General features: G+C 61.2%; 13 protein-coding genes and 1 riboswitch. Of the genes, 6 read left to right on the top strand and 7 right to left on the bottom strand.

The genetic code is table 11. The features are described from left to right. Complete coding sequence (locus N2599_RS24805; RefSeq protein ID WP_027510928.1) at window positions 1–411, top strand: hypothetical protein; 411 nt, start codon at window positions 1–3, stop codon at window positions 409–411. Between the two features lie 58 nt (window positions 412–469). Next, window positions 470–1,465 (top strand): dihydroxyacetone kinase subunit DhaK, encoded by a 996-nt coding sequence (gene dhaK, locus N2599_RS24800; protein ID WP_027510929.1) that lies wholly within the window; start codon window positions 470–472, stop codon window positions 1,463–1,465. Between the two features lie 20 nt (window positions 1,466–1,485). On the opposite strand, the gene N2599_RS24795 is transcribed toward dhaK, so the two are convergent. The 4 genes from N2599_RS24795 to N2599_RS24780 all read right to left on the bottom strand — a co-directional run bounded on the left by N2599_RS24795 (window position 1,486) and on the right by N2599_RS24780 (window position 4,767). Beyond that, window positions 1,486–2,691, bottom strand: a complete 1,206-nt coding sequence (locus tag N2599_RS24795; RefSeq protein ID WP_027510930.1) for an MFS transporter — start codon at window positions 2,689–2,691, stop codon at window positions 1,486–1,488. A gap of 414 nt (window positions 2,692–3,105) precedes the next feature. Then, window positions 3,106–3,339 (bottom strand): hypothetical protein, encoded by a 234-nt coding sequence (locus tag N2599_RS24790; protein WP_244914995.1) that lies wholly within the window; start codon window positions 3,337–3,339, stop codon window positions 3,106–3,108. Beyond that, window positions 3,336–4,271 carry a L,D-transpeptidase family protein gene (locus N2599_RS24785; RefSeq protein ID WP_063829610.1) on the bottom strand — a complete coding sequence of 312 codons (936 nt, stop codon included), beginning with the start codon at window positions 4,269–4,271 and terminating at the stop codon, window positions 3,336–3,338. Before N2599_RS24785 ends, N2599_RS24790 begins: the two co-directional genes overlap by 4 nt. 178 nt (window positions 4,272–4,449) lie before the next feature. Beyond that, window positions 4,450–4,767 carry a hypothetical protein gene (locus tag N2599_RS24780; RefSeq protein ID WP_027510932.1) on the bottom strand — a complete coding sequence of 106 codons (318 nt, stop codon included), beginning with the start codon at window positions 4,765–4,767 and terminating at the stop codon, window positions 4,450–4,452. A gap of 361 nt (window positions 4,768–5,128) precedes the next feature. Beyond that, a riboswitch (TPP riboswitch) is annotated at window positions 5,129–5,225 on the top strand. Between the two features lie 51 nt (window positions 5,226–5,276). Here N2599_RS24780 and thiM point away from each other — a divergent pair. Genes thiM through thiD form a run of 3 tightly spaced genes read left to right on the top strand, consistent with a single transcriptional unit; the run spans window position 5,277 to window position 7,509 of the window. After that, a complete protein-coding gene (thiM, locus tag N2599_RS24775; RefSeq protein WP_027510933.1) occupies window positions 5,277–6,080 on the top strand; it encodes a hydroxyethylthiazole kinase in 804 nt (267 codons plus the stop codon). Further along, a complete protein-coding gene (gene thiE, locus N2599_RS24770; RefSeq protein WP_027510934.1) occupies window positions 6,077–6,712 on the top strand; it encodes a thiamine phosphate synthase in 636 nt (211 codons plus the stop codon). The genes thiM and thiE overlap by 4 nt, the downstream gene beginning before the upstream one ends. Further along, entirely contained in the window at window positions 6,709–7,509 is an 801-nt protein-coding gene (thiD, locus tag N2599_RS24765; protein WP_027510935.1) for a bifunctional hydroxymethylpyrimidine kinase/phosphomethylpyrimidine kinase, read from the top strand. Before thiE ends, thiD begins: the two co-directional genes overlap by 4 nt. 13 nt (window positions 7,510–7,522) lie before the next feature. On the opposite strand, the gene N2599_RS24760 is transcribed toward thiD, so the two are convergent. The 3 genes from N2599_RS24760 to N2599_RS24750 form a co-directional block, all read right to left on the bottom strand. Continuing rightward, window positions 7,523–8,371 carry a carbohydrate ABC transporter permease gene (locus tag N2599_RS24760; RefSeq protein ID WP_027510936.1) on the bottom strand — a complete coding sequence of 283 codons (849 nt, stop codon included), beginning with the start codon at window positions 8,369–8,371 and terminating at the stop codon, window positions 7,523–7,525. Next, window positions 8,364–9,302 (bottom strand): carbohydrate ABC transporter permease, encoded by a 939-nt coding sequence (locus tag N2599_RS24755; protein ID WP_027510937.1) that lies wholly within the window; start codon window positions 9,300–9,302, stop codon window positions 8,364–8,366. The genes N2599_RS24760 and N2599_RS24755 overlap by 8 nt, the downstream gene beginning before the upstream one ends. Window positions 9,303–9,375: 73 nt before the next feature. Then, window positions 9,376–10,683, bottom strand: a complete 1,308-nt coding sequence (locus tag N2599_RS24750) for an ABC transporter substrate-binding protein (RefSeq protein ID WP_027510938.1) — start codon at window positions 10,681–10,683, stop codon at window positions 9,376–9,378. Between the two features lie 210 nt (window positions 10,684–10,893). On the opposite strand from N2599_RS24750, the gene N2599_RS24745 reads away from it, so the two are divergent. After that, window positions 10,894–12,093 (top strand): ROK family transcriptional regulator, encoded by a 1,200-nt coding sequence (locus tag N2599_RS24745; RefSeq protein ID WP_027510939.1) that lies wholly within the window; start codon window positions 10,894–10,896, stop codon window positions 12,091–12,093. Window positions 12,094–12,121 lie beyond the last annotated feature (28 nt).

Here is a 12,121-nt window from a genome sequence, read left to right as displayed (position 1 = left end):
ATGGCGCGCGACGACACCGAAGACGCCATTATCGCTTACAAGTCCATCCTGGCGCAGATCATCGACAACCGGCCTTCCGGAACGCGCCAGCGGCTTGCGACCGAGCTTGGAAAGCACCGCAGCTTCGTCACGCAGATCACAAGCCCGACCTACGCCACACCTCTGCCGGCCCGGCACCTGGCGACGATTTTTCGGGTTTGCCACGTTAGCGCTGCCGAGCAGGAACGTTTTCTGGACGCCTATCAAACGGCGCATCCGGGAAAACTTCCAGAGCTTGGCCATGCTGACAAGTTGCGGCAACTTTCCCTCATGGTTCCGGATTTCGGGGACGAGAGGAAGAACCGCCTCCTGGAGGAGGCCATTTCCGACCTCGTGCAGAAAATTGCCGCGCTTTCCGGAGGCGCGGATTGATGGGGGGTTCACGGGATCAGTTGAGAGCCGCAATCTATATCGCCTTGGGGAGGGCTCGATGAAGAAGTTCATGAACACGGCGGAAACCATGGTTGCCGAAAGCATGGAAGGTTTCGTCCGCGCCCATGAGGCGTTCGTCGTGTTCGGCACTGGGCGGAAATGTATTCGCCGTCGCCACCTCACGCCGGGCAAGGTCGCGCTCATCTCCGGCGGGGGCGCTGGTCACGAGCCGATGCATATCGGCTTCGTCGGCAAGGGAATGCTGGACGCTGCCTGTTTCGGGCATATTTTCACGTCACCGACGCCGGACCAGATCGCGAGCGCCATCGAGGAGGCGGACACGGGCGCCGGATGCCTGCTCATCATCAAGAACTACGACGGCGACGTCATGAATTTCGAGATGGCGATGGAAATGGCCGCTGATCGGCACAGGATCGAGACTGTCGTCGTCAGCGACGATATCGAGACGGCAAGGACCGGCGAAGGCCGTGGACGCCGCGGTGTCGCGGGCACGCTGGTCGTCGAGAAGATCGTCGGTGCAGCCGCAGAACAGGGTCTGGAACTTGGGGAGCTGAAGCGGATCGGTGACCGGTTGAATGGCCGTATCCGGACAATGGGCGTGGCGCTCGGTGGAGTCACGATGCCGCAGAACCAGCGGCCGACATTTTCATTGAACGCCGACGAAATGGAAATGGGCATCGGGATCCACGGAGAACCGGGCCATTCGAGAGAGCACTTCTCCTCAGCCGAGGCCATAATCCGCCATCTCTGCGAGACAATCTCCGCAGACATCTCCATACAGCCGGACACGAAGGCCCTGCTCTTCGTCAACGGCCTTGGCGCCACGCCGCCGGCCGAACTTTACCTTGCCTACTATGCCGCCCACCGCTTCATGGAAGAGCGGATGGTCCACATCGAACGCGCGCTGGTTGGTACCTATGTCACCTCGCTCGACATGCAGGGCCTGTCGGTCACGCTGGCGTTGCTGACCGACGAGGAGATAGCTTTGTGGGACGCACCGGTGGTAACGGCGGCGCTGCGTTGGTCGCCGTAAAGGAGGCTGCCGTATACGACCTATGCCTGCTGAAGCCGCGCGCGCGGCAGCGGCGGGAAGGCAAGCGCTATCGCCACGGCGCCGAGACCCACGACGGCTGAGCCGATGAAGAGCCAGGAATAGTTGGCGAATGTATCGAAAATCCAGCCGCCTGCGAGCGGGCCGAACGCCATGCCGATGCTTGAGAGCATGGTCACCGCGCCAAACACCGTGCCGATGATGCGCGGTCCGAAATACTCCCGGGCCAGCACCGCATAGAGCGGCATCACACCGCCATAGGCGCCACCGAAAATGACGGCGAGGGCATAAAACTCGCTAAGCTGGCTGACGAAGAGATAGGTCGCGATCGCAAGCGCCTGGACCATCAGCCCGGCGACCAGCACCGGTTTGACGCCAAGTCTGTCGCCGAGCACACCGAAGAGAACGCGGCCGCCCAGCCCAGCCAGGCCTTCGACGCTGTAGATGCTGACGGCAGCCATCGGCGCCACGCCGCACACCATCGCATAGCTCACCATGTGAAAGATCGGTCCCGCATGCGCCGCGCAGCAGGCGAAGAATGTCAGTCCGAGGACAAGGAGCTGCGGCGAGCGGAACGCTTGCTTGATCGACATCCCCTCACCCTCGGCGATCAGACCCGGGCTTGCATCGGCAGGGTTAGCGGGAGCCGGCGAACGGCGGATCAGCAGGGCCGCCGGCACAAGCAGCGCCCAGGCCACAATGCCGATGACGAACATGGCTGTCCGCCAGTCATAGGCCGAGATCAGCCAGCGTGCGAAAGGCGAGATCGTCATCGGCGCCACTCCCATGCCGGCGGAGACCAAGGAAACCGCAAGGCTGCGGTTCGTTTCGAACCAGGCGGTGGTGGTCGCGATCATCGGAGCGAAGAAAGCGCTGGCTGCAAGGCCGACGAGAACACCGTAAGTCAATTGAAATGCAAGCAGCGACTCCGTCTGGCTTGCCAGGACGAGAGCAAGCCCCAGGAGCCCTGCGCCGGTCAGCACGACGATGCGCGGGCCGAAACGGTCGGTTGCCGCACCCCATGCAAAGCCTCCGACGCCCATGACGAGAAAATTGAGCGTCATGGCGCTCGATATGCCGGCGCGAGACCAATGGGTCGTCGTCGCCATCGGTTCCAGGAAGATTGCCAGCGAAAACATCGCGCCAATGGCGACACAGGTCATCAATGCGCCAGCACCGACGATGACCCAACGGTAAGAAAAGCTCATGTCAATTATCTCCCATGATCTCACGTGACGCCGCGAATGGCTTCTGGCGCCGCAGCGCCTCACCGACCTAGGACGTTCGGGCAGGCCCAAGATCGACATGGGTTGAATTTTTTCGGCAAGATCCGGCGTTTTGATTCCGGCGGGTAATCGATCGCCATCGTCCCGGCGCAATACGACGGGCGCTTGAGCCCGACCGCGAGCGGGCCGCGCATGAGCCGCCATTCCCCGCCTGGTTCGACGTTCTCCTCTGCCTTAGAACCCCATTGGGGGCGCATAGAAGGGTCGCACCGTATCTTCGTTGGAAACAAGCGGAGGTTATAGGCGCCGTCCGGCGACTCCCTTATCTGGGCCTGTCGGATAAGGAAAACGTGTCTGCGCGTCGCCAACCGATGGTCGCCAGGCAGCAGCGTCACTTCATCCTTCCTGACCGGGGGCGAACGGCGTTGGACGAAATCCTCTGCAATCGCCGCTGTCACCGTCTTCGTTGCGCCAGAACGGCTCGTAGGTGAAGCCCGACAGCGCTTCATGGGCGTGGACGGCCGTGGCAAACGCCATCCTGATCGCCGCAAGGGTCATTTGCACGGCGTCCTCGCTTTCACGTGCGTCGTGGAACGCGGCAGCCTCCGCGATCCCGACAGGATTCGTCACTTGCTTCCGTCGAACGGATCGGCCAGCGCCGCTACCGGGCGACTGATCGGATACTTGATGACGGAGACCTTCTCCGCGAGCTTGACGTCGCCGTTTTCCTCGAGGAGCGCGCGGAAGCTTGAGTGCATGCCGCCATCCTGATAGGCGAGCGGCGTGAAGCTTTTGGCGGCCAGTTCCCGGTATTTCCGATCGTCGGCGGACGATTTGGCCACGACAGCCGGATCGGATGGATCGATGCGCTCCGGGCATCCCGCGAGCGGATCGCCAGGATCGCCGCCCTTGAATTCGGCGTCGAAAACGTACTTCCTGCTACAGGCGGCGACCCTCGGCTCGCGTCGCCGAACTTCGAAGATGTCGTAGCCTTCCTTGAGGTTCTTCCAGAAGGCGAAATTCGGGTCGTCGCGATGTGCTGCCAGGTTCTTCGGCGTCATGCGAAATGGATAGGCCTGGACCTGGAGCGCTTGCTGCCCGCCTTTTAAGGCCTTCTCGACCACGGCGTAAATTTCCCCCACTCCCTGGTCGGTCAGAGCAAAGCACCCCGACGACGAGCAGGCGCCATGTACCATCAGGGCCTCGCCGGAATAACCGAGTGCGGTCTCCAGACGGTTCGGATAGCCGAGGTTGAAGGAGAGATAGAATTGCGATTTTGGATTAAGACCTCCCATCGAGACGCGGTAGAAACCCTCGGGCGCCTGTCGGTCTCCGGTCTTCGTCTTGGGGCCAAGCTTGCCGGACCAACGGCACATCGGATAGACCTTGAGCACCGCGTATTTGCCGCTGCCGTCGACTTTCCAGACCTCCAGTTCGCTTTCCATCTTGAAGATGCGCACGAGGACTGGACTTTCCGGCTTCATGCCTTTGGCGCGCATGCTGGCCAGCAGCTTCGGCGGTACGTCGTGCGACGGCTCGCCGAGACCGTCGAGCGACTGCATGCAGCCGCTCAGGGCCACCGCGACGACGGCAAGCGCCAACTCGCGGAGGTATCGCCGGCCCCGGTTTATTTGATGCAGAACATTAAAACACGTATATAACTTACTGCCGTAGCTTGAAAATATCGACATGCGTAGAGTCATGCCCCTTCCCTCTTGTCTGGATTCGAGCGAACGGAAATCAGACCGAGGCGATCGGGGGGCGCTGCTCGACTGTTTCGAGAACGCCCGCAAAGGCAATGGCAGCGATAACGCCAAACGCGATGGCGTCCGGCTGCGAATAAAGGAGATCGGGAGCCTGTGCGACGATGCCGTCCTGCTGACAGTGCATTCTCGAAACAGATCGGCCGTCACCGCGATCGTGTCCATGGGGGGTCGAAGGAACACCGACGACGACCTGGTCGGCGCGGGCGCGATCGACTGGCGCGGCGATGCAGGGCGCGGCAAGCGAACCCAGCAGCATCATGGTCGCGACAATGACGTTGATCAACAGACGCATCGGCTCGTTCTTGCAGGGGTCATCCCTGATTCAGCGTCGTCATAATGGTGAAGTTTGCCTTTTCGGTCAACGAGAAGGCCCGAGTTTCCCATCGCAGCCTCTCAACGTCCAATGGTGGCAGGACTCAACCAGCCCAAACAAGGTCCAGGACAACTGCGGTTGCTCATCCAGCCCGCAGACTATCTTTCTGTTGCCTGGTTTCTCCTCTGCGTGCCGAGTACCGCCTGGCCGCGGCATCGCGATCACCTCGCTGCTTGCCAACGCGCCAGCAGTCTTCCAATCTCTGGCCAGTTGCGGTCACAAGCCAGCCATGTACTTTTTTCAGGGTGACAGATCGGCGTTTGTCTGCGAAGAAGATCACAATGAGAGACAGGGGCGTTCGTTGCGAGACGGGCTGAGAAGTACCCTTCGAACCTGAACCGGATAATGCTGGCGGAGGGAGTCGCTCGGAGCCTTCGGTCTTATTGTGCTTGGCTCCCGGCGTCTCTGCCCCGCCAGAAAGGGGCAAAATGCCGAAACAAAATTCGCCAGGAAGACTGGTCACGGCAATGCGCGCGACGCCGCCGCTCGTTCATTGCATCACCAATTATGTCGCGATGAATATCGCCGCCAATGTCCTGCTTGCCGCAGGCGCCTCGCCCGCCATGGTCCATGCCGAAGAAGAGGCCGGCGAGTTCGCCGCAATCGCCGGCGCGCTGACGATCAATATCGGCACGCTTTCGGCGAGCTGGGTGAAGGGCATGCACAATGCAGCCAGATCGGCGGCAAGAAACGGCAAGCCTTGGGTTCTCGATCCGGTCGCCCATTATGCGAGCGGTTTCCGTCGCGAAACAGTGGCTGGGCTGATCGATCTCAATCCCACAATCATTCGCGGCAACGCATCGGAAATCATCGCGCTTGGCGGAGCCGAAAGCCGCGGCCAAGGCGTCGACAGCCGCGACACCGTCGAGCAGGCGGAAGAGACGGCACGCGACGTCGCTATTCAATATGGCGCTGTGGTCGCCGTCACCGGCGCGGTCGATTTCGTCACCGATGGCGCAAACGCCGTGCGCATTGCAGGCGGATCACCGCTGATGCCCCAAGTGACGGCGCTTGGCTGCGCGCTCACCTGCCTCGTCGGTGCCTTTGCCGCAATTGCGCCTGAGGAGCCTTTCGATGCCACCGTCGCGGCACTGGCGAGCTTTGCCGTCGCAGGTGAAAAGGCAGCTGCGCTCGCAGACGGCCCCGGTTCCTTTTCATGGCGCTTCCTTGACGCGCTTGCTGGGCTTGACGGCACGACGCTCGATGCAGCGGCGAGGGTGACGCCGGTATGAAGCGCTTCGATCTGTCCCTCTACCTCGTTCTCGACCCGGACCTGTGTGCAGGAACCGGCATGGTCGCGACGGCGCGCGCCGCCGTTTCAGGCGGAACGACGATCGTGCAACTGCGCAATAAGCAGGCCGGTACGGCAAGCCTGATCGAGACCGGCCGTGCGCTGAAAACCGCGCTTGCCGGAACCGGCGCCCTCCTGATCGTGAACGACGACGTCGAGGCGGCTATAGCGGTCGATGCGGACGGGTTGCATATCGGTCAGGACGATCTGGCCACCCGCATCGCACGCGAACGGATCGGACCGTCGATGATCCTCGGACTTTCGGTGGAGACCGAGGAATTGGCAGCGACCGTCGATCGGGCGGTGGTCGACTATGCCGGCATCGGACCGGTCTTTGCCACATCGACGAAGCCGGATCACAAGCCTCCGATCGGCATTGATGGATTGTCAAGGCTTGCGAAGGCCTGCCCCGTACCGGCGGTCGCAATCGGCGGTCTCAAGGCAAAGCATGCAGCGGACGTTCTTGCCGCAGGCGCCAAGGGCCTTGCGGTCGTTTCCGCCATCTGCGGCACACCCGATCCGCGGCAAGCTGCCGCCGACATCACTCGCGCAATCCGAAGGGCACGGGCATGATCTGCAACGTTCTTTCCATCGCCGGGTCCGACCCTTCGGGCGGCGCGGGCATCCAGGCCGATCTGAAGACCTTCTCGGCACGCGGCACCTACGGCATGGCCGTCGTGACGGCCCTGACGGCGCAGAACACCCAGGGTGTTTCCGGCGTCCACGCCGTGCCGCCTGACTTCGTGGCCGAGCAGATCCGCATGGTGTTCGCCGACATCCGCGTCGATGCGGTAAAGATCGGCATGATCGCCAATGCGCCGATTGCCGAAGCTGTCGCTAACGCGCTTTTGCCGCATCGCCGCATCCCGATCGTGCTCGATCCGGTGATGATTGCCAAGGGAGGTGCCGCCCTCCTCGATGTTGAAGCTATCGACATTCTCAAGACCCGGCTTTTGCCGCTTGCAACGCTTCTGACGCCCAATCTGCCGGAAGCGGCCGCCCTGCTCGGAGAGCCGGCCGCAGCGAACCGCGACGCTATGGAACAGCAGGCGGAAAAACTGCGCGCACTCGGCCCCTCTGCCGTTCTCGTGAAGGGCGGTCATCTTGCCGGAACGCAAAGCCCCGATGTACTTGTAAGCGAAAGCGGGATCACCTGGTTCGAAGCGCCGCGCGTTCCGACGAAGAACACGCATGGCACCGGCTGCACCCTTTCAAGCGCCCTTGCCGCCGAACTGGCAAAGGGCGTGCCGCCTGAAACCGCGGCCGCCATCGCCAAGGATTATTTAGCCCAAGCCGTCGCTGCAGCCGGCACGCTCTGCGTCGGCTCGGGCCACGGGCCGGTCCAGCATTTTCATCAGCTCTGGCGGTGATCCGCGGCGCCCGTCAGGTTTTCACGGCGCCAGCCGTCAGACCGGCGATGATATGCTTCTGCGCGACGAAGAAAACGATGACCGTCGGCAGGATGGTGAGTGTGATGAAGGCGAGCACCAGCTGCCATTCGGTGCCGAACTCGCCGCGATAGACCATGATTCCGAGCGGCCACGGATATTTCGATTCCGAATTCAACATGATCAGCGGCAGGATGTAGCTGTTCCAGCTGCCGACAAAGGAGATGATGCTGACGGTCGCAACGATCGGCCGCGACAACGGCAGCGAGATATACCAGAAGAAGCGCAGATAGCCGCAGCCATCGACAAAGGCTGCCTGGAACAATTCTTCCGGGAGGTTGCGAAAATAATTCCTGAAAAGCAGGATGCTCATGCCGAGGCCGAAGGCGACCTGCGGCAGCACCACGCCCCAATAGGTATCGAGCAGGCCGAGATCGCGGATCCGGATGAAGAGCGGCAGGATCGCCGTTGCTGCCGGAAACATCAGGCCAAGCAGGAAGTAGTTCAGCAGGAACGAAGAGCCAAAGAAGCGGACATGCGCGAAGGCAAAGGCTGCCATCGATGAGACGATCAGCGTGAGGGAGACCGTCAGCGCGGCAATCACCAGCGAATTGAAGATCTGCAGCCAGTATCGCTCGCCGAAGAGAATATCGGCGTAGTTCGACCATTGCCATGCCGCAGGCAGTCCGAAAGGATTGGTGCGCAGATCGCCTAAAGTCTTGAAGCCGCCGAGCGCCGTCGTCAGCAACGGGATCAGAACCAATGCGGCAATCAGCGTCAAGGACGCATAGAGATAGACCCGCGTCTGCAGCGGCATGCGCATGGTGGAGCTCGTATCAATCATTGCGCATGAAGATCCTTTTGTAGCCGAAGGCGAGCGTCATGCAGATGATAAAAAGCACGACGCCGACGGCGCTGCCGAGACCGACCTGCATGCGCATGACGCCGTATGTGTAGAGGAAGGTCACCATCGTCTGCGTCGAGTTCGACGGCCCACCACCCGTCAGCGGCATGATCATGTCGAATAGCTGCAGCGAACCGATGACCGCGAAGAAGATGGAAAGGCGTAGCGTGGATCCAAGCAGCGGCAGCGTCACATAACGGAACTTCTGCCAGCCCGTCGCGCCATCGATTTCGGCAGCTTCGAGCACGCTTTTGTCGACCGATTGGAGGCCGGCGATGAAGAGCATCATATGGAAGCCGAAATACTTCCAAACGATAACGGCAAGCACCGCATAGATGGCGAGATCCTTGTCGGCGAGGACGTACGGCGTCGCCAAGCCAAAGAAATTCGAGATTGCGGCAAAGAGCCCGTAGTCGCCGTCATAGACGAAGCGCCAGATGAGGCCGGCCGCGACGTCGGCAAGCACGTAAGGCAGAAAAAAGATCAAGCGGAAGGTAACGACGCCCGGAATGCGATGGGCCAGCATCGTTGACAGCCAGATCGCCAGCGGGACCTGGATGGCGATCGATATCAGGATGATGAGGCCGTTGTTGACAAGCGCCTGCGTGAAGGCCCCATTCCGGAACAGGACCTGGAAGTTGCGGAGCGCGATAAATTCCGTTGGTGTCCCGTAGCCATTCCATTTGTAGAGGCTGTACCAGGCCGCCTCCCCCATCGGCATGATGACGAAGAGCGTAAAAAGCAGCAAAGCTGGCGGCAGAAAGAGAAGAAGGACTGCCCAGCGGTCATGCGCAACGGAACTGCGGTTCCGCGCAAGATTTTTGGCCGGTCTTGCCGTCCTAATCCCGGATGAAATGGAAATATTTGCCATCTGTCCTGCCTTCGCATTCGTCGTGTCCGATCCCGGCACCCCTGAGAGGCGCCGGGAAGGAATAGGAGCGCGCCTACTGCTCCAGTTCGAAAGCGTCCTGGATTTGCTGCGCGCCGTCCTGCGAAGTCATCTGGCCGGACACGATTTCGACGGAGACGTCGTTGACAACGCGACCGACGGCGGCGCCCAGATCCTGGTCAAAGTAGTTCTGGTGCCAGGTCGAACCCGCCAACTGTTTTGCAGATTCGGCGAGCAGCGGGTTCGTGACGCCGTCATCTGCGCCGACGGCAACTGGCAGCAGCATTGCGGCCTTGGCCATGTCGCGCTCGTTATCGGCATTGGTCAGATAGGCGAGGAAGTCGAGCGCCTCCTTGGATGCGTTCTTCGTGACCACCCAGCCGTTAAGGCCGCCCAGCGTGTCGGTGACCTTGCCTGCCCCGCCTTCCACAGCCGGGAAGGCAAAGCGGCCAATGTTTTCCGGTGCCAGGCCCTTGCCATCGCCGGCGTTTTTGCGCTGGTTCGCCTCGGTATTTTCGAAGCCGAGGATCATGGCAGCCTTGCCATCGCCGAAGACGCCGAGCGCCTGCGGCCAGGTAACGCCAAGATAGCCGGGCTGGAAGGGCTCGAGCTTGCCGAGGGCTGCAAGGTCGTCACCAGCTTTGATGATGGCCGGATCCAGGAAGCCTTCGCCCTCGCCTTTCTTGGCTGCATCGAAGACCTTCTGTCCGCCTTCACGCATCACCAGATAGCTCCAGTAGAAGTGGATAGGCCACTTCTCCCCGCCGCCACCGGCAATCGGAACAATGCCGGCATCCTTGAGCTTCTTCACGGCCTCGAGGAAATTGTCCCAGCTCTTGATGTCCTCGGCCTTTACGCCCCCCTTGGCGAAGAGCTCCTTGTTATAGAAGAAGCTGACAAGGCCGACTTTGTAAGGCACAGCCCAGACCTTGCCATCGAAGGTAAGGCCATTGACCGAGGCCGGAGTATATTGGTTGCGCAGCTTGCCGCCATCGGCGTCGAGTGCGGCCGTCACATCCTGGAGCGCGCCGGTCTCGGACTGCTGCTTGAGGACGCCGCCGCCCCAGCTGTAGAAAAAATCCGGAACGTCATCGGACTGAAGAAGCGTCGGCAGCTTGGCCTTGAAGGCTTCGTTTTCCAAAAACTGCATCTGGACATCGACGTCCGCGTGCTGCTCCTCGTACTTCTTGACGATCTCTTCCCACTTCGCCACAAATTTCGGATCGAGCTCCAGATGCAGCCACTTCACCACGGTCTTTGCCGAGGCCGCCCCGGCGCCGAGCATTACGGAGATTCCCGCAGCCGCTGCCACAAATGCGATGCGCTTGCCGCGAAGGGCAATACCCTTTTGCATATATGTCATGATGTTCCTCCCAAGGGGCCAATGTCCTCACCAATTTTTCCCCTATGCGGATTAATTCACCGGAGCTTTTGCCCGATGTCAACCCAGTGGCTCGATTTTTTGCCAAATCCGCTTGACAGAGACAGTAACCTGTCTGTTATTTATTCGTATCCCGTCAAAAATATTCGGGGCCGTCGGCCCTGAAGCGAAGCGATTGCCCGGCTAGTTTCCATGAAGACCGCAGATCCAGAATTGATGCGCGCGATCAATCGCTTGAACGTGCTGGACACGATCCGCCGCCACGGACCGATCGCGCGCGTGGAGATCAGCGAACGCACCGAACTTTCGACCACCACTGTATCGGCAATTACCGCCTCGCTGCTCGATGACGGGCTCATTCTGCCGCGTCACGAAGGCGACATACGCAACGAGGCGGCGCGCGGCCGTCCCCGCGTCATGCTCGAGTTAAACCCTGATGCCGCGCGCGTGGTCGGCGCGAAGATTGCCGCCAACCGGCTCGTTTTCGTCGTCACCGATTTCCGCGGTGACGTACTGTCGAAGCTCACGCTGCCGATCCGTATCGACCGGCAGCCGATCACAGTCATCGCCGATCTGGTGGAGGACGGCGTGCGCCGCTGCGTCGTCGATGCCGGCTTGTCGCTGGAAGATGTCGATACCGTCTGCCTCGGCCTTCCAGGCGTCATCGAACATCGCACCGGCCACGTTCGCAGCAGTCCCATCTTTCGCGACACGAATGTCGATTTCGCCTCCGAGATGACAGCGCGGCTTGGCACGCCGACCATCATCGAGAGCGACGCGCATGCAATCACGCTTGCCCATCATTGGTTCGGCAAGGCGCGGGATCTCGAAGATATGGTGCTGATTTCGCTAGAACAGACGCTCGGGCTCGGCGTGCTGCATGGCAATCGGCTCTTCCGCGGTGCTGGCGGCCTCAGCCACAATCTCGGCGACCTTGTGCTCGGCATGGCCCCGCAGGGAACCGTGCGGCTGTCGAGCCAGGCAGGTGAAAGCGCGATCCTTGGCGAACAGCAGGCCGATGGGCGTTTTGCAGAAGCAATCCGTCTCGGCCGCGGCATGAACCACGCCCGGGCGCTGATCAAGGCGGAGGACAATGTTCTGATTGGTGCTGCCGTCCGCGCCGGCGAGGCCGTCGGGCTGACGATCGCCAACATCGTCACCCTCTTTGCCCCGCCGCGCGTCATCCTCGTTGGTTCCAGCCTGGCGCTCGGCGAGCCGTTTTTGAACAGTCTGCGCGATGCCTATGCGCTGGCGATCCCGCCGTCGCTGAAAGGCGTCACCGAACTCGTCTTCGACGACTCCACGGACGACTTCTGGGCGCAGGGTGCGGCTGCCGTTGCCCTTTACGAACTCTACGAGTCGCCCTGGAGCACGACAGGGCCGGCACTTTGAACGCTGAAGCTCAAAAATCGATTGGGAG

The organism is Rhizobium sullae (genome assembly GCF_025200715.1).
GTDB lineage: Bacteria > Pseudomonadota > Alphaproteobacteria > Rhizobiales > Rhizobiaceae > Rhizobium > Rhizobium sullae.
This window is presented reverse-complemented; position numbering and strand designations above follow the sequence as displayed.

Excerpts from the sequence above, each read along its gene's own strand:
- N2599_RS24795 (WP_027510930.1), bottom strand. The coding sequence starts at position 2,691 with ATGAGCTTTTCTTACCGTTGGGTCATCGTCGGTGCTGGCGCATTGATG.
- dhaK (WP_027510929.1), top strand. The coding sequence starts at position 470 with ATGAAGAAGTTCATGAACACGGCGGAAACCATGGTTGCCGAAAGCATG.
- thiD (WP_027510935.1), top strand. The coding sequence starts at position 6,709 with ATGATCTGCAACGTTCTTTCCATCGCCGGGTCCGACCCTTCGGGCGGC.
- N2599_RS24785 (WP_063829610.1), bottom strand. The coding sequence starts at position 4,271 with ATGCAGTCGCTCGACGGTCTCGGCGAGCCGTCGCACGACGTACCGCCG.
- thiM (WP_027510933.1), top strand. The coding sequence starts at position 5,277 with ATGCCGAAACAAAATTCGCCAGGAAGACTGGTCACGGCAATGCGCGCG.
- N2599_RS24780 (WP_027510932.1), bottom strand. The coding sequence starts at position 4,767 with ATGCGTCTGTTGATCAACGTCATTGTCGCGACCATGATGCTGCTGGGT.
- thiE (WP_027510934.1), top strand. The coding sequence starts at position 6,077 with ATGAAGCGCTTCGATCTGTCCCTCTACCTCGTTCTCGACCCGGACCTG.
- N2599_RS24750 (WP_027510938.1), bottom strand. The coding sequence starts at position 10,683 with ATGACATATATGCAAAAGGGTATTGCCCTTCGCGGCAAGCGCATCGCA.
- N2599_RS24745 (WP_027510939.1), top strand. The coding sequence starts at position 10,894 with ATGAAGACCGCAGATCCAGAATTGATGCGCGCGATCAATCGCTTGAAC.
- N2599_RS24760 (WP_027510936.1), bottom strand. The coding sequence starts at position 8,371 with ATGATTGATACGAGCTCCACCATGCGCATGCCGCTGCAGACGCGGGTC.
- N2599_RS24805 (WP_027510928.1), top strand. The coding sequence starts at position 1 with ATGGCGCGCGACGACACCGAAGACGCCATTATCGCTTACAAGTCCATC.
- N2599_RS24755 (WP_027510937.1), bottom strand. The coding sequence starts at position 9,302 with ATGGCAAATATTTCCATTTCATCCGGGATTAGGACGGCAAGACCGGCC.